This window comes from Pseudomonas sp. Irchel s3f10, assembly GCF_900187515.1.
GTDB lineage: Bacteria > Pseudomonadota > Gammaproteobacteria > Pseudomonadales > Pseudomonadaceae > Aquipseudomonas > Aquipseudomonas tensinigenes.
This window is the reverse complement of sequence record NZ_FYDZ01000002.1, coordinates 277564-294387: the sequence shown is the minus strand read 5'-3', so window position 1 is coordinate 294387 and position 16824 is coordinate 277564. Positions and strand designations below refer to the sequence as shown.

Genomic DNA, 16824 nt, shown 5'->3' with positions numbered 1-16824 from the left:
GTGGGGGCGGCTCAGATCACTCTTCGGCGACCGAGTCCTTGCTCTGGCGCTTCTCGATCAAGTCCACCAAACGCTTGGCCAGCGCCGGGTAGTTCTCGTCGAAGTGGTGGCCGCCAGGCAGCTTCACTGCCTCGCCAACAGCAGTCTTGTCCGTGCAGCCACTTTCATCGGTCTCTTCTTCACCGTAGATGCACACGACCTTGGCCGCTGGCAGCTTGGCCATCTCCGGTCCGGTGGCGGCTTCTTTGCCGGCGTTACCCAGCCAGCCTTCGACTTCGATTTCGAAGCTGCCGGTGCGGGCGAAGGCCAGCAGGATGATCGCGTCTACACGTTGCTGCTCGGTATCCGGCAGTCGGTTGTAGATCGCCGGCAGAACGTCAGCACCGAACGAGTAGCCGGTGAGGATGAAGCGTTTGGTGCCCCATTTCTGCCGGTAGTGCTGCATCAGTTCGGTCAGGTCGAGTGCGCTTTGCTCCGGGCTCTTGTGCTGCCAGTAGTAGCGCAGGGTGTCGATGCCGACGACCGGGTAGCCGATCTTGGCCATTTCACCGGCTACGTCGCGGTCGAGGTCGCGCCAGCCGCCGTCACCGGAGAGGAACAGGGTCACGGTGTCCTTGGCCTGACCGGCCGGCACTTCAACCACCGGGATCGCCAGACCGCCGTTGGCCTTGTCGCCGCCGACGAGGATTTTGCGCAGTTCGTTGTTCAGCACTTGCGGCAGGTTGATGTCGTAGTCGCTGATGCTGGTTTCGGCGTTTGGTTGATCGCGTACGAAACCTGCGCTGGCGTCGTCCGGGTTGTCGTTCCACGCGACCAGCCAGTGGCCGTGGGCGGCGGATTTTGGCAACAGGTGAGTGCAGCCGGGTTTTTCCAGCGCCAGGTCCACGGAAATCGCTTGGGCCTTGTCGTCCTTTTGCTCGGACAACCAGCGCCAGGCCAGCACAGCGCCTGGGCCGATACCGCTGACCAGCGTAGCCGGGCCGTTCAGTTCGCGCAGACCGGTTTGCAGGGCGCGGCTTTGCAGCAGGCAGTCCTTGGGCAGAATCACCTGAACGATTTGCGCCGAGGCGCTGCGGCTCAGGGTGGTCAGTTGTTTTTCAGAGAGTTTCTGGTCGTCGTTGACTGCGACCAGCACCTGCGCCTTGGGCTTGGTGCCGGGGATGACGCGGGTCAAAACGGTGCCGTCTGCCGCCGTAACAGGTTCGAGCGTCGGTTCTGGTGCCGGACGTTTGAGGTACCAGAAACCGCCGCCGGCAATCACGGCCAGCACGATCAGTGCGGCCAGGATGTACTTCAGGGAGCGTTGAATCATCAGCGTTTCACCAATCCAGTCAAGCCGCCCGCGATCAGGGCAGCAGTGTCGGCCAGCGCCACCAGCGGATCGAGTCCGGCGGGCACGGCCATATAACGGGGTTCCCAGTCAGGCTGGAACTTGTCTTTGAAGCGGCGCAAGCCTTGGAAGTTGTAGAGCTGCTCACCACGGCGGAAAACCATCGAGCCCAGACGCTGGGTCAGCGGTGCACCACGCCGGGGTTGCAACCCCGACAACGGCACCATGCCCAGGCTGAAACGCGCGTATCCGTGACTCTTATAGTGTTGAATCAGGCCGACCATCATGAATTCCATGGTCAGCTTGGGGGCGTCCGGGTGTGCGCGCATCAGGTCGAGACTGGCCAGGTCATGGCTGTACGTCTCAAGTAAGTTGGCGAACGCCACCGGGCGGCCTTCGAAGCGAATCACCGCGATGCGGAAATGCTTCAGGTAATCGTCGCTGAAACGGCCGAGGGAGAAGCCTTTCTCACGCACGTTCTTGCCGGTCAGCCACGCATCGGAAATCACTTTCAGCTCATCCATCGGCGCCTGCCCCGGCTCGTGGATCTCCAGCGACAGACCGTCGCGGGTGCCACGGTTCCAGGTGTAACGCAGGTCCTTCATCTCTTTGCCCTTGGCTTCCAGGTCAAAGCGCAGCAGATCGACCCGGGCTTCTTCGCCGAGTTTGATCGCGGTCAGGCCGATGTCCATGTAGTACGGCAGGTTCTCCGCGCGCACCTGGTAGAACACCGGGCGGGCGTGGTGAATATCGCAGAGGTCGCGGAATTGCCAGATCATCTCGGCGCGTTGCTGGCCGGGGCCGATCGGGTCGTACAGCGCCACCAGGCTGCGGCCACGGCGCGCGTACATCAGGAACGCTTCGTCGTTCTGGTGAAACAGCAACGCCTTGTCACCGGTCAGTGCGAGGCCGCCGTCGGGTTGCGACGAGGCCATCAGAATCTTCGCCGCGCGATCGAGTTCGTCAGGCGTCGGCAGGTGAATGACCGGGCGCGCGGTGCGCAGCAGCCAGGTGAGGGCGATTACCAGCAGCAGCACGGCAGCGCCGAGCAGCGAACGCAGGCCACGTGGCGCGTCAGCGTCGAGGGTGAACTGCCACCACAGTTGATGGCTGTAGGGCACGTCTTGATAGGCGAACAGCAGCAGCCACGTCGATGCACCGAGGACGCACAGGCTGGCTACCAGGTACAGCGGCGAGAAGGGCAGTTCGGTCAGGCGGCTCGGGCGATAGAATGAGCGACGGAACACACCGAGCAGCGCAGCCGTCAGGGTCATCAGCGTCGCTTCTTCCCAGTCGAAGCCTTTAAGCAGCGAGAGCAGGGCGCCGACCAGCAGCAGAATGGTGGTCAGCATCCACGCGGCGGACAGGCGACGACGCAGACCCTGGGCGAGCATCAGGCACAGTACGCCGATAAGGCTGGCGCCAAAGTGCGAAGCGTCGACCAGACGATGCGGGATCAGAAAACCGATGTGCTCCAAGCGTGTGTCGATCTCGGGAGTGGCGCCGGAAAACAGCAGCACCACACCGGAGAGGAACACCAGCACCGCCAGAATCGGCGCGGCCAGACCAGACGCGGCGCGCATGGTCTGAGTCTGAAACAGGCGCTGACCTTCGTTGATCAGCAGGAATACGCAGGCCACCAGCAGCGGCAACACCACGTAGATCAGGCGATACAGCAGCAGCGCCGCGGCCAGTGGTGCGGCACCGAGCTTGTCGGCGAAAGCGGCCAGCAGAATCGCTTCGAACACACCGACGCCGCCCGGCACATGGCTGAGTACACCGGCAGCCAGTGCCAGCAGATACACCAGCAGGAACGCGCCGAACGGCGGCGCTTCCGGCAGCAACAGATAAAGGACCGTGGCGGCAGCCGCAACGTCGAGGGCGGTAATGATCAGTTGCAGGAAGGTCAGGCGACGCCCCGGCAAGCGCAGCGTGCGGCGGCCAACCCTGACCAGCAGGTTGTCGCGCAACGGTTGTTCCGGCAGGCGCCGACGGTAGATACCGATAGCCAGTACGGCGCCAAGCGCCAGCACGACAGCGGCGACCGTGCCGAGCAGGCCTTCGGAAAGCCCCAAGGCCTGGGAGGCCGCCGGCAGGTCACTCAGCGTTGCCAATGCAGCCAGCGGCGGCAAGGCGCAGCCCAGCGACAAACTGGCGAACAAGGTCATGTGCGCGACTTCCGACGCCCCCAGACCCAATCGTGCATATAAACGGTAGCGAACCGAGCCGCCGGACAGCAGCGACAGACCGATTGCATTGCCAATCGCAAACGCGGTGAATCCGCCCAGCGCCAATGTGCGCGGTGGCAAGGTCACGCCGGCATAGCGGCTGGCCGACCATTCGTAGCCGAGCAGAATAATGAAGCCGACCACGGTCGCACCGAAGGCGCCGATCAGCGCGGGTTTCGGCACGTCGAGAATCGAGTCGTGCAGTGCATCGAGATCGAGTTCGGCGAGCAGATGACGACAGGCAATCAGCGCAATGGCGAACAGCAGCAAAGTCACCGCCAGACCAATCGGTTGTCGGTATTTGCTCAACCGATCCAGCAAGCGCAAACGCTCGGGTTTGATCGGATGTTCCGCTGTGACGGTGTCTTGTGGATCAGACGAGTTGGCGCGCATCAATCACCTCTTGGATTGTGCGCGACAGGATGGAGGTATCCAGCCAAGTTACCAATCCCTGTAGAAAAAAATAATCACAAAATACTACGCCTCTCACCGGGTATCGGCGAGGGCAGTTCCTGGATTGCAGAGGCCTGGCCTGCGACTCAAGCATAGTCGCAAGTCAGCACTTCTGAAGATCCCAAGCGGTTCACTGCACAGTGACAGATCATTGTTGCGAAAGGACTTTTTCAACAGATACAAAAAAGGCCACTCTTTCGAGTAGCCTTTTTTGATGTTTGGTTGCGGGAGCCGGATTTGAACCGACGACCTTCGGGTTATGAGCCCGACGAGCTACCAGACTGCTCCATCCCGCGTCTGTGTGGCGGCATTCTACAGACGAACGACGGGGTGTCAACCGCTAATCCCGTAAAGGGTCAAATAAGTGTGAAATCGCGTCAAACGGTCGCAGGTGGTGCGTTAAGTTTCGGAAATGCAAAGAATTCCTGTTTGGCGATCCTTCTCTATAAGAAGAGGAAATCCACAAAACGGACGCGCACAAAAAAGGCCACTCTTTCGAGTAGCCTTTTTTGATGTTTGGTTGCGGGAGCCGGATTTGAACCGACGACCTTCGGGTTATGAGCCCGACGAGCTACCAGACTGCTCCATCCCGCGTCTGTGTGTCGGCATTCTACAGAGGAACGCCGGGGTGTCAACCCGCAATCTGGATAAAAACTGTTGAGGTTCAATCGGTTAGCGATTTTTTCTGGGTGTTTGTCACGCTACAGGTCAGGCGGGGTAAGGCTTTCAGCTCTATTGGCGGCCGCTCGTCGATTGAGAAAATAAATTCAAAGGACATTTCCTACCGCCTGGAAAGAACATTCATACCACTGGTGCTATATACAGGTGTCAGTGAGATACTGCCGATCCGGTTCGCCACGTTTCCTTTTCTGACATGACTCAGCGAAAAATCATCCACATTGACTGCGACTGTTTCTACGCCGCCATCGAGATGCGCGATGACCCGCGTCTGGCCGGCAAGCCGTTGGCAGTGGGCGGTTCGGCGGACCGGCGCGGGGTGATCGCCACCTGCAACTATGAAGCGCGCGCGTATGGCGTGCGTTCGGCGATGGCGTCGGGGCATGCCTTGAAACTGTGCCCGGACCTGACCATCGTCAAGCCGCGTATGGATGCGTATCGCGAGGCTTCGAAAGAGATTCATACGATCTTTGCCGATTACACCGACCTGATCGAGCCGCTGTCGCTGGATGAGGCCTATCTGGACGTCTCGGACAGCGCGCATTTTGGCGGCAGTGCCACGCGCATCGCCCAGGACATTCGTCGGCGGGTCTCCAATCAATTGCACATCACCGTTTCCGCTGGCGTGGCACCGAACAAGTTTCTAGCGAAGATCGCCAGTGACTGGAAGAAGCCCAACGGGCTGTTCGTTATTACCCCGGATCAGGTCGAGGACTTCGTCAGCGGTTTGCCGGTGAGCAAGTTGCACGGCGTCGGCAAGGTCACCGCCGACAAGCTCGGCAAACTCGGCATCGTCGACTGCCAACACCTGCGCGAGTGGGACAAGCTGGCGCTGGTGCGCGAATTCGGCAGTTTTGGCGAGCGACTGTGGAGTCTGGCCCGTGGGATCGATGACCGGTTGGTGCACAACGACAGTCGGCGTCAGTCAATCAGCGTGGAAAATACCTACGACGTTGATCTGCCGAATCTGCGCAGTTGCCTCGACAAACTGCCAGAGCTGCTGGAAACCCTGAAAACCCGCATGGCGCGGATCGACAGCAGTTATCGGCCGGGCAAGCCGTTCGTCAAAGTGAAGTTTCATGATTTTACCCAGACGACGCTGGAGCAGGCCGGGGCAGGGCGGGATCTGGGCAGTTATCAGTTGATGCTGACGCAGGCGTTCAATCGCGGCGGGAAACCGGTGCGGTTGTTGGGAGTTGGGGTGAGGCTGGAGGATTTGCGCGGCGGGTTTGAGCAGATGGAGTTGTTTGAACGGTAGATTTGCGGTGTTTGTCAGGGCCTCTTCGCGAGCAGGCTCGCTCCCACATTTGGAATGTATTCCACCCTGTGGGAGCGAGCCTGCTCGCGAAGCTTTTAGCTTTTAGTTCGGCCCCGGATCAGCCACCAGGCGCCCGGCATCCTTGGTCAGCGACTTGAGAAACTCGGTCTGCAACTCAGGATCGTTGCGCGTCAGTTCGATCAGGCTTTGTTCCAGTTCGCTGGCTTCTTCTTCCAGACCCAGTTCCGACAGACGTTTGACCCGGTGTACCCACTGGCTCACTTCGTCGTCTTCCAGGTCGTCGTAAATCAGCCCGTGCGCTTCCAGCAACTTGCCACGCAGATGACTGCTGATCATCAGCGATGAATCAGAATGCACGTCATCCTTGGCGTCTTCGACGCTGATCTGCAGTTTGCCGACATGATTGAGGTCATTTTCGGCAAACGGACTGTCGAGCAGGTTCAAGCGCAGAACACCGTTGCGATCGGTGGTCATGTCGAAGGTCTGCTTGCCAGCCTTGACCTGCACCGGGCGCTCGCTCCATGGCAGGCTCGAATACTCCGTGCGCTTGTCGCGCTGGACTTCATCGATGCCGGCCAGATTCTGCTGCGCACGACCGTTGGACTGCACGTTCATGAACGGGTTGAGCCCGGCAAAACCGTAGCTCAGCCAGTCTTTGGTCACGCTGTCCGGCAGATTGCCGAGGGCAAACACGTTGACCACGTTGGCGCCGACGCCACCGACTACGGCCACCGCGCCCAGCGGAATCTCGTAGACCTCCCGCCAAGGCTGGTAGGGCGTGTAGCGATCGTAGCGACGCGTCACTTCGAACTCGGTGACTTCGAAAGTCTTCTGTTCGTTGATTTTCACACGTCGCTGCGGCAGCTCAAGCGCCTTGGGCTCACCGACATCAATCTGCAGGCTATGGTCGAGCAACTTTCGCTCGACCCGCTCTTCGTGCTCGCTGCGTTGTGACATGTGATTGGCACAGCCGCTGACCAGCAGGGCACCGCACAGGGCGGTGCCTCCGAGGCCTAAGGTGTTTCGCTTGAACATGACGTCTCTATCTGGTTTCAGCGGCGGATACGGGCCTGCAGGAAGGACAATACGTCGGCCACCGGCAATGCTTGCGCTTCGCCTTCGGTACGGCTCTTGTATTCCAGGTTGCCTTCGGCGAGGCCGCGGTCGCTGACCACGATCCGGTGAGGAATGCCGATCAGCTCCATGTCCGCGAATTTGATGCCCGGGCTGGTTTTCTTGTCGCGATCGTCCAGCAGCACTTCGAAGCCGGCTGCCGTCAGTTCGGCGTACAGCTTGTCGGTGGCTTCGCGCACCTGCTCGGTTTCATAACGCAGCGGTACCAGAGCGATCTGGAACGGCGCCAAGGTGTCGCTCCAGATGATGCCGTTTTCGTCGTTGTTCTGCTCGATGGCCGCAGCCACCACGCGGGACACGCCGATACCGTAGCAACCCATTTCCAGGGTGACTGGCTTGCCGTTCTCGCCCAGCACTTCGCACTTCATCGCCTTGCTGTACTTGTTGCCCAGCTGGAAGATGTGCCCGACTTCGATGCCGCGCTTGATTTCCAGCGTGCCTTTGCCGTCCGGGCTTGGGTCACCGGCGACTACGTTACGCAGGTCAGCCACGGTTGGAACCGGCAGATCACGCTCCCAGTTCACGCCGAAGTAGTGCTTGTCGTCGATGTTTGCGCCGATACCGAAGTCGCTCATCAGCTCGACCGAACGGTCGATGATGATTGGCAGCGGCAGGTTCAGCGGGCCGAGCGAACCGGCGCCGGCGCCAATGGCGTCACGCAGTTCGGCGTCGGTGGCCATGACCAGCGGACTGGCCACGCCTGGTTGCTGGGCAGCCTTGATTTCGTTGAGTTCGTGGTCGCCACGGATGACCAGCGCGATCAGCTTGCCTTCTTCTTCGGCACGCACGATCAGGGTCTTGATGGTCTTTTCAATCGGCAGATTGAATTTTTCCACCAGCGCCGCGATGGTTTTTGTGTCTGGGGTATCGACCAGACGCAGTTCTTCGGTCGCAGCAGCGCGCGAAGTTTCGCGTGGCACCGCTTCGGCTTTTTCGATGTTCGCCGCGTAATCGGAGCCGTTGCTGAAGACAATATCGTCTTCGCCGGACTCGGCCAGTACGTGGAATTCGTGCGAGCCGGCGCCACCGATCGAACCGTTGTCGGCTTCAACCGGACGGAATTTCAAGCCAAGACGGCTGAACACGTTGCAGTAGGCCTGGTGCATACGGTCATAAGTGACCTGCAACGAGGCTTGATCAGCGTGGAACGAGTACGCGTCCTTCATGATGAATTCACGGCCACGCATCAAACCGAAGCGTGGGCGGATTTCGTCACGGAATTTGGTCTGGATCTGGTACAGGTTGATTGGCAGCTGTTTGTAGCTGCTCAACTCGTTGCGCATCAGATCGGTGATCACTTCTTCGTGGGTCGGGCCCGCGCAGAAGTCGCGACCGTGGCGGTCTTTGATGCGCAGCAGCTCAGGGCCATATTCTTCCCAGCGTCCCGATTCCTGCCACAGCTCGGCCGGTTGGGTGCTCGGCATCAACACTTCGAGAGAGCCGGCAGCGTTCATCTCTTCGCGAACGATGGCTTCAACCTTGCGCATTACCCGCAAGCCCATCGGCAGCCAGGTGTACAGGCCGGAGGCGAGTTTGCGGATCATGCCGGCGCGCAGCATCAGCTGATGGCTGATCACGACCGCGTCGGAAGGCGTTTCTTTCTGTGTGGCGAGCAAAAATTGACTGGTGCGCATGGTTGGCCGTTGTCGGTTGCTATGACTGGAAATGACTCCGCAGTGTACCGGCGAGTTTTGCCGACGTACAGGCGTGAGGTCAGTGGGGAGGCGCGACGGCGGGATTCCTCCCGCCGTCGGCGAAACGTCTTACGATTCTTCTGTGGCCGGCGTCGGCACAGGCTCGGGCGTTGGCGTTGGGCCTTCGCGGCGGCTTTCCTGGAACCAGTGCAACGCGATCAGAATCAGCGTCGGCACGCCGAGCAGGGCGGTGATCAGGAAGAAGCTGTGATAGCCGAACTTTTCCACCAAAACCCCCGAATACCCGCCCATCAGGCGCGGTAGCAGCAGCATGATCGAGCTAAGCAGGGCGTATTGCGTGGCGGAGAACTTCAGGTTGGTCAGGCTCGACAGATAGGCAACAAACGCCGACGTCGCCAGGCCCGAGCTGAAGTTGTCGAGGGAAATGGTCACCATCAGCATCTGCAGGTTCGGGCCCATGTCGGCGAGCATGACGAACAGCAGGTTGGTGGCTGCCGAGGCCGCGCCGCCGATGAACAGGATCGGCAGAATGCCGAAGCGCACGATCAGCAGGCCACCCATGCCGGCGCCAACCAGCGTCATGATCAGGCCGAAGATCTTGCTGACGCTGGCAATCTGATCCTTGGTGAAACCCTGATCGATATAGAACACGTTGGCCATGACGCCCATCACCGTGTCCGACATTCGATAGGTGGCGATCAGGCCGAGCAGCAGCAGCGCCTGCCAGCGATAGCGCAGAATGAAGTCATTGACCGGCGTCAGCACCGGCGCCAGGCCGCGACGGCCCATGGTCGACAGGCACAGACCGGTGAGCAGTGTGTAGAGAATCGCGCGCAGGAAAGCGCGGTCTTCCAGCAGCAGGTCAAGCGGACTCATGTCACCGAACAGCACGCTGGCGAAATCAGTGTTGTAGAGCTGGGTGAACATTGCCGGCACGGAGACCAACAGAACGATCAGCACAAAAACGGACATCAACTGATGCATGAAGGTGTAGCGCCCGGCCTGCAACTGCGTGCGTAGCGGAACCGGTGGCTCGCGCATCAACAGCGTGGTCAGCAGCGCGGGAATCATCAGTGCGCCGAACAGCGCGTAAGTGCCGGCCCAGGCTGAATGCTGATAATTGAAGCCGGTAGAGCCGAAGCCTTCCGCGAAGAACAAGGCGCCGGCCGTCGCCAGCAGTGCAGCGACACGGTAGCCGGACATATAACTGGCGGCGAGGGCGGCCTGACGGTTGTCTTCGGCGATTTCCAGGCGATAGGCATCCACCGCAATATCTTGAGTGGCGGAGGCGAAAGCGACGACGACTGCAATGGCGATCAGCCAGGACAGATGCTTCTGCGGATCGCAGAAACCCATGCCGATCAGGCCGAGAATCACCAGGGCTTGTGAGAGCACCAGCCACGAACGGCGACGGCCAAGCTTGCCCAGCAACGGCAGACGCCATTGGTCGAGCAAAGGTGACCAGACCCATTTGAACGCATAGGCCAGACCGATCAGGCTGGCATAGCCGATGGTTTCACGGGCCACACCGGCCTCACGAAGCCAGACGGAAAGCGTTGAAAACACCAGCATGTACGGCAGGCCGGCGGCGAAACCGAGCAACAACAGCACGAGCGTCGAAGGACTGGCATAAGCGGCTAGCGCGGCGCGCCAGGTTTTACGGGGCATGGGCTGAAGTCTGCCTCAAGATTGCGAAAACAAAGCGCGCACTCTAACCGCTGTGCTCTACCGGACGCCAGCCATGGCGCTGAATATCCACACGATTGTTCAGGACGGTGATGCCTTCCATGCGCAATCGGGCCCGTTGTTCATCGCCCGATGGGCTGCCCACCGGCAGGCTGATCCGACCGCCGGCGCCCAGTACACGGTGCCAGGGCAGTTTTGTATCGCCTGGCAACTGACTCAAGGTGCGGCCGACCCAGCGGGCGGCGCGCCCCAACCCGGCAAGTTCAGCTAACTGACCATAGCTGACGACTTTGCCTTCGGGCACTTGAGCAAGGGTGGAGTAGAGCGCCGTGCGTCGGATTTGCGCTTCACTGTCACGGTCGTGGGGCTGCTCTGTCACGGGCGCGGTTCCTGAACATGGGCGGATTTGATGCTTGAAGGGTAATCCGTCGCTGCGTAGTTGAGAAATGAACTCATTGGAAATCGTCCGGTCAGTCCTTGTCAGGGTCTTATTCCTACGGATAATGCCGACCTTTTCGCAAACTTGAGCCATAGATTCGCTTATGTTTTCCAGATCCTTGCTGTGCCTTGCTGTTTTCAGCGCGTCCACGCCCCTGCTTGCCGACACCGTCTGGTTGAAGAACGGTGACAAGTTGAGCGGCACTATTACCGTGTTCGATGGCGGCAAGCTGTTGATCCAGACCAAATATGCCGGTGCGGTCACGATTGACTGGAAAGAGGTCAAAACCCTGGACAGTGATCAGCACTTGCTGGTCAAGCAGGATGCCTACACTGGCGAAGTGTCCAAGTCGCTGACCGCCGCCGAAGATGGCAAGGTCACCCTGGCCAACGGTGAGGCGCCGAAAACCGTCGAGCTGGCGAGCATTCAGCAGATTCTCAAGCCGAAACCGGTGGTCGAGGATCTGGTGTGGAAGGGCAATGTCGACCTGGCGCTGGACTATCAGCGCGCCGAGAAGGACACCGACGACTACGATGTTGGCTTCAAGACCACGGCGCGTCATGGTCGCTGGCGTCATACCGCCGAAGGTGAGTACAACCGCGAAGTGCAGGACGACGAAACCACTACCAACAACTGGCGCGCCGAATATGCACTGGACCGTTTTCTCACCGATCAATGGTTCTGGCAGGGTCGCCTGAACTACAAGCGCGATCACATCGAAGAGCTGGCGCGCCAGCGCGTGGTCGGTACCGGTCCCGGCTACCAGTTCTGGGATGATGAGTTGGGTGCGTTCTCGCTGGGCTCGCTGCTCAACCGTACAGACTACGAGTATCGCGATGGCAGCAAGGACAATTTCTATTCCGTCGCGATGAAGTGGGATTACAACCGTTACCTGATTGGCAAGAAAGTCGAGTTCTTCACCAACGGTGAAGTGGGCAAACCACTGTCCGGAGTTGCTGATTACGCACTGGATGCTGAATTGGGGCTGCGTTACAAGGTCACCGACTGGGCGTCGCTCAACCTCAAGGCTGAGCGCGACATCATCAGTGGCACCAACGATGCCGATCTGAACAAGACCCGTTATACCGCCGGGTTTGGCGTGGCCTGGTAAGGCGCAAGCAAAAGATCGCAGCCTTCGGCAGCTCCTACAGAGGATTGATGTACATCCTGTAGGAGCTGCCGAAGGCTGCGATCTTTTTTTGCGAGCTGAAAAACAGACGCCCACAAAAAAGCCCCGCTTTTAAGGGCGGGGCTCTTTTCTAAAGAAGCTACAAGTTAGATAACTTGTACTTCTTCAGCTTGCATGCCTTTCTGACCGCGGGTAGCGATGAAAGAAACCTGTTGGCCTTCTTTCAGGCTTTTGAAGCCGTCGGATTGGATAGCTTTGAAGTGAACGAACAGGTCGTCACCGGATTGTGGAGTGATGAAGCCGAAGCCTTTTTCATCGTTGAACCACTTAACGGTACCGGTTTGGCGATTAGACATGGTGTAACTCCTTGAACAAAGATAACTGCGACTCAGGAAGAACCCTGGCCGAGACTGAGTGCAAAGAGCAGGAAAAATTCTTGTAGATGGTTGGATCGAAATTCAACATATCGTGTAGAGATTCTCAGTGACACAAGCAACACAGTGACGCCACCTTAACCCAGTTTCCGAGAAGTGCCAATGCTTCTTGCGAAGGTTTCTCTGTTTTCGGGATCGGCGGTGTGACGGTTCGTCGCCAAACCCCGTATTTCATGGGTGTTCGGCGAGAATTGCAGCCCGCACTTTGAACCCGGCGGCGCGCCCGGTAAGATGCGGGACAGAATTTTTCCACCTCGCTATTCAGGACACCCCCGCCATGAGCATCAAATCGGACAAGTGGATTCGCCGCATGGCGCAGGAACACGGCATGATCGAACCGTTCGTCGAGCGCCAGATGCGCGGCAGCGACGACAGCCGTGTGATCTCCTACGGTGTATCGAGCTATGGCTACGATGTACGTTGCACCAATCACTTCAAGGTGTTCACCAACATCAACTCGTCCATCGTCGACCCGAAAAACTTCGACCCGGGCAGCTTCGTCGACGTCCACAGCGACGTCTGCATCATCCCGCCGAACTCTTTCGCCCTGGCCAGCACCGTCGAATATTTCCGTATTCCACGCAATGTGCTGACCATCTGCCTGGGTAAAAGCACCTACGCGCGTTGCGGCATCATCGTTAACGTCACGCCGCTCGAGCCTGAGTGGGAAGGTCACGTGACGCTTGAATTCTCCAACACCACTAATCTGCCGGCGAAAATCTACGCCAACGAAGGCGTGGCGCAGATGCTGTTCCTCGAATCCGACGAGCAATGTGAAGTGTCCTACAAGGATCGTGGCGGCAAGTATCAGGGCCAGCGTGGCGTGACCCTGCCGCGTACCTGATCGGTCCATCCGACAGATCGCGGGAATTCTTTGGCGGGCAGACACTCTATGGGGTGTACTGCCCGTTTTGCTTTCGGCAAAACGGGCCTTCGCCGAGGAGTGCCCTATGAAGATCGATCCGCAAATCACTGCCGAACTGGCAAGGCTCGAGCCCAATCAGATTGGCGTATTGGCCTGGTCATTGCTGGCGCATCCGGCGCTGAGCATGGCCGGCGGAATTCCCGGACAGCCCGATCCCGATACCCCCAACGAACAACCGACCGAGCCGGGCGAACCGACCCTTCCGGACGAGCCACCACCGGCACCGGTTGCCTGATCTGCATTGAAAATGAATGGCCAGTCAGATGAGGTCTGCAGAGACTTCAACTGACTGGCCATATTTCGTTGTCGCCGGTGACGAAGATTCTGCAGCCTTCATCCTTCTCGACTAAATACCCCCCAGTAAAGGCGCCAAATGCCGGCAGCAGACTGATGCGTTCTCCGAGCCTGAAACACGCCAGACGCAAACTCTGCCGACCCTTGCCATTTAGCCGATAGACCGGGTGCACATGGCCGGCCAGCACATGCCTTTCGGGATGTGGGTCCGGCTCATGCTGCAAGGCGAATGGCCCGAGCAGCAGCGGTTCCGGCACTACACGGATGTTCAGCGATTCAGGCGGATCACCAGCGCGTTTGTCGTGGTTGCCGCGAATCAGCGTCATCGGCAGCTCCGCGTGGCGCGCACGCCATTGCGCCAGCGCGCTCAGCGTGCCCGGGGCATGAGAGCCGGGCCCGTGCAGGAAATCGCCGAGAAAGATCAATAAGCGGCAGGGCAGCTTTGTCAGCAGCTGATCAATCACGGCGATATTGCTCGCCGTGGTGCCATGCGGGACCGGTTGACCAAGACTGCGGTAAGCCGCGGCTTTGCCGAAATGCACATCGGCAATCAGCAGCACCTGTTGTGCGGGCCAATACATGGCTTTCTCCGGCAAAAGCCAAAGTTCTTCGTCGGCCAGACGCACCGGATAGCCTGAATTCATGCGGATTTATCCTTGTCGGCGCTGTTCTCGAGATCACCCACCATCCGCCGGATCCGGTCAGCGAGTTTTTCCGAACTCATGCTTTCGCGCATGCGCTCCACCAGCAACGGAAACCCTAGCGGTGTAGGACGTTTGAGCTGATGCACATCCAGTTTCATCCCGTTGATCCGCTCCAATGTCTGTTCCAGGCGACGAATATCCAGTTCTTCTCGTAGGACTTCTTCCCCGGCCTGCGCCAGTAACAGATTGTCGGCGTCGTATTGTTTGAACACTTCGAAGAACAGGCCGCTGGACGCCTGCACCTGTCGGGTGCTTTTCGGCGCACCTGGATAGCCGGCGAAGACCAGCCCGGCAATCCGCGCGATCTCGCGAAAACGCCGCAATGCCAGTTCCCCGGCGTTCAGACTGGCCAGAACGTCCGCTAATAAATCATCGGCATTGAAGAGATCGGCATTCAAGTACTCGGCCCAATCGATCGGCGTAGCGCTGAGCAATTCCAGACCGTAATCGTTCACCGCGATGGAAAATGTCACGGGCTGCCGTTGACTGACGCGCCATGCCAACAGGCTCGCCAGGCCCAGATGCACTTGGCGTCCGGCAAACGGATAGAGGAAAAGGTGCCAGCCTTCCCGGGATTTCAGCACTTCGGCCAACAGATTGTCTGTGGTGGGCAAGCCCGACCAGCGCATCTGGGTTTCCAGCAACGGTCGCAAGGCCTGCATTTCCGGGCCGACGAACTCACCCTGTGCCGCCGTACTGAAGCGCCTGACCACGGCTTCGGCCAATTCGTTGGAAAGAGGCATCCGCCCGCCATTCCAGCGTGGTACGGCGGCTTTCTTCGCGGTGCTGCGTTTGACGTAAGCGGTCATGTTTTCCACCCGCACCAGCTCCAGCAAACGTCCGGCAAACAGAAAGCCATCACCCGGTTTAAGTCGCGCGATGAAGCCTTCCTCGACACTGCCCAACTGCTTGCCACCGCCACCCTTGCTCCAGAATTTCAGATGGATGCTCGCGTCGCTGACAATGGTGCCGATGCTCATGCGATGGCGCCGCGCCAATCGCGCGTCCGGTACGCGCCAGACACCGTGCTCGTCCGGTTCGACCCGGCGATAATCCGGATAGGCTGTCAGAGACATCCCGCCATGGCGTACGAAAGCCAGCGCCCAAGCCCAATCGGCGGCTGTCAGGTCACGATAAGCCCAGGCGCCGCGGACTTCTTCGTACAACTCATCGGGTAAAAATCCTCCACCCAACGCCATGCTGACCAAATGTTGCACCAGCACATCCAGCGGTTTGTACGGTGACAGGCGCGGCTCGATGCGTCGTTGCTCGACGGCATCGCGGGCTGCGGCGGCTTCGATCAACTCAAGGCTGTGGGTCGGCACCAATGTCACTCGCGACGTGCATCCTGGTGCGTGGCCTGAGCGACCGGCGCGTTGCATCAGGCGCGCAACACCTTTGGCCGAGCCGATTTGCAGCACGCGCTCGACGGGCAGGAAATCCACGCCCAGATCCAGGCTTGAGGTGCAGACCACGGCTTTCAACTGCCCGTTTTTCAATGCCTGCTCCACCCAGTCGCGGGTATCTCTGGACAGTGAGCTGTGATGCAGAGCAATCAATCCGGCCCAGTCCGGCCGTGTTTCAAGCAGCGCCTGATACCAGATTTCCGACTGCGCCCGAGTATTGGTGAAGACCAAGGTGCTGGCGCAGGCCTCCAGTTCAGCAACGACCTGCGGCAACATTTTCAGACCGATGTGCCCGGCCCAGGGGAAACGCTCAATGGCCGGTGGGAGGAGGGTGTCGACTTTCAGTGTTTTTTCGCTTTGTCCCTGAATGCTGACGCCGCCGCCCTGTGGGATCAGCACTTGTTCGGCGTGGGATTGATTACCGAGGGTGGCGGACACGCCCCAGACGATCAGCTCAGGTTGCCAATGCCGCAGGCGGGCGAGGGCCAGTTGCAGTTGCACGCCGCGCTTGTTGCCCAGCAGTTCGTGCCATTCATCGACGACGATCATGCGCAGTGTCGACAGCGCCACTTGGGCATCGGCACGGGCGAGCAGCAACGTCAGGCTTTCCGGCGTGGTGATCAGCGTGGTCGGCAGACGTCGGCTCTGCCGGGCACGCTCGCTGCTGCTGGTGTCACCTGTACGTAGACCGATGCTCCACGGCAGTTGCAGGTCATCGACCGGCGCTTGCAAGGCGCGCGCGGTGTCGGCGGCGAGGGCGCGCATGGGGGTGATCCACAGCACGGTCAGTGGTTCGGCTGGCGATTTGCGTTTGCGCGGGGTTTCGACAGGAGGCTGCGAGCGCGCGAAGCGATTGAGCGCGGCAAACCACACGGCATAGGTTTTGCCGGCACCGGTGCTGGCGTGGAGCAGACCGGACTCACCGTTTTTGACCGCCGCCCACACCTGTTTCTGAAAGGCGAACGGCTTCCAGTCGCGGGCGCTGAACCAGATTTTTGCCAGGTCGGGGGATTTCGCCATGCGGGCTGCGCGCGCTCTGGAGGTGTTCTT

At 59.6% G+C, this 16824-nt stretch carries 13 protein-coding genes and 2 tRNA genes; 4 read left to right on the top strand and 11 right to left on the bottom strand.

Annotated features, from left to right (window positions below; translation table 11 throughout):
* Positions 1-16: 16 nt before the first annotated feature.
* The 4 genes from CKW17_RS06480 to CKW17_RS06465 all read right to left on the bottom strand — a co-directional run bounded on the left by CKW17_RS06480 (position 17) and on the right by CKW17_RS06465 (position 4605).
* A complete protein-coding gene (locus CKW17_RS06480) occupies positions 17-1312 on the bottom strand; it encodes a virulence factor family protein (RefSeq protein ID WP_095119228.1) in 1296 nt (431 codons plus the stop codon).
* Positions 1312-3951 (bottom strand): bifunctional lysylphosphatidylglycerol flippase/synthetase MprF, encoded by a 2640-nt coding sequence (gene mprF, locus CKW17_RS06475; protein ID WP_095119227.1) that lies wholly within the window; start codon positions 3949-3951, stop codon positions 1312-1314. The genes CKW17_RS06480 and mprF overlap by 1 nt, the downstream gene beginning before the upstream one ends.
* A 279-nt stretch (positions 3952-4230) precedes the next feature.
* Positions 4231-4307, bottom strand: a tRNA-Met gene (locus tag CKW17_RS06470).
* Between the two features lie 221 nt (positions 4308-4528).
* Positions 4529-4605, bottom strand: a tRNA-Met gene (locus CKW17_RS06465).
* A 280-nt stretch (positions 4606-4885) separates the two neighbouring features.
* On the opposite strand from CKW17_RS06465, the gene dinB reads away from it, so the two are divergent.
* Positions 4886-5947, top strand: a complete 1062-nt coding sequence (gene dinB / locus CKW17_RS06460; RefSeq protein ID WP_095119226.1) for a DNA polymerase IV — start codon at positions 4886-4888, stop codon at positions 5945-5947.
* A 102-nt stretch (positions 5948-6049) separates the two neighbouring features.
* Here the strand turns inward: dinB and CKW17_RS06455 are convergent, their stop codons facing one another.
* The 4 genes from CKW17_RS06455 to CKW17_RS06440 form a co-directional block, all read right to left on the bottom strand.
* Positions 6050-7003, bottom strand: a complete 954-nt coding sequence (locus CKW17_RS06455; protein WP_095119225.1) for a hypothetical protein — start codon at positions 7001-7003, stop codon at positions 6050-6052.
* Positions 7004-7020: 17 nt separating this feature from the next.
* Positions 7021-8736: a proline--tRNA ligase gene (locus CKW17_RS06450; protein ID WP_007918631.1), complete on the bottom strand. Its 1716-nt coding sequence runs from the start codon at positions 8734-8736 to the stop codon at positions 7021-7023.
* 129 nt (positions 8737-8865) lie between these two features.
* Positions 8866-10425, bottom strand: coding sequence for an AmpG family muropeptide MFS transporter (locus CKW17_RS06445; protein WP_095119224.1), 1560 nt, complete (start codon positions 10423-10425; stop codon positions 8866-8868).
* A gap of 43 nt (positions 10426-10468) precedes the next feature.
* Entirely contained in the window at positions 10469-10849 is a 381-nt protein-coding gene (locus CKW17_RS06440; protein ID WP_371850952.1) for an MGMT family protein, read from the bottom strand.
* Between the two features lie 136 nt (positions 10850-10985).
* Between CKW17_RS06440 and CKW17_RS06435 the strand changes: the two genes are divergently transcribed.
* Positions 10986-11993 (top strand): DUF481 domain-containing protein, encoded by a 1008-nt coding sequence (locus tag CKW17_RS06435; protein WP_095119223.1) that lies wholly within the window; start codon positions 10986-10988, stop codon positions 11991-11993.
* A 164-nt stretch (positions 11994-12157) separates the two neighbouring features.
* Here CKW17_RS06435 and CKW17_RS06430 read toward each other — a convergent pair whose 3' ends face one another.
* Positions 12158-12367, bottom strand: a complete 210-nt coding sequence (locus CKW17_RS06430; RefSeq protein ID WP_002554837.1) for a cold-shock protein — start codon at positions 12365-12367, stop codon at positions 12158-12160.
* Positions 12368-12722: 355 nt separating this feature from the next.
* Between CKW17_RS06430 and dcd the strand changes: the two genes are divergently transcribed.
* Together dcd and CKW17_RS06420 are read left to right on the top strand one after the other, a co-directional pair.
* Positions 12723-13289, top strand: a complete 567-nt coding sequence (gene dcd, locus CKW17_RS06425) for a dCTP deaminase (protein WP_095119222.1) — start codon at positions 12723-12725, stop codon at positions 13287-13289.
* 106 nt (positions 13290-13395) lie between these two features.
* Positions 13396-13605 carry a hypothetical protein gene (locus tag CKW17_RS06420; protein WP_095119221.1) on the top strand — a complete coding sequence of 70 codons (210 nt, stop codon included), beginning with the start codon at positions 13396-13398 and terminating at the stop codon, positions 13603-13605.
* A 46-nt stretch (positions 13606-13651) separates the two neighbouring features.
* Here CKW17_RS06420 and pdeM read toward each other — a convergent pair whose 3' ends face one another.
* Together pdeM and CKW17_RS06410 are read right to left on the bottom strand one after the other, a co-directional pair.
* On the bottom strand, positions 13652-14308 hold the full coding sequence (gene pdeM / locus CKW17_RS06415; protein ID WP_095119220.1) for a ligase-associated DNA damage response endonuclease PdeM: 657 nt from the start codon (positions 14306-14308) through the stop codon (positions 13652-13654).
* Positions 14305-16794: a ligase-associated DNA damage response DEXH box helicase gene (locus CKW17_RS06410; RefSeq protein WP_095119219.1), complete on the bottom strand. Its 2490-nt coding sequence runs from the start codon at positions 16792-16794 to the stop codon at positions 14305-14307. Before CKW17_RS06410 ends, pdeM begins: the two co-directional genes overlap by 4 nt.
* Between the last annotated feature and the right edge of the window lie 30 nt (positions 16795-16824).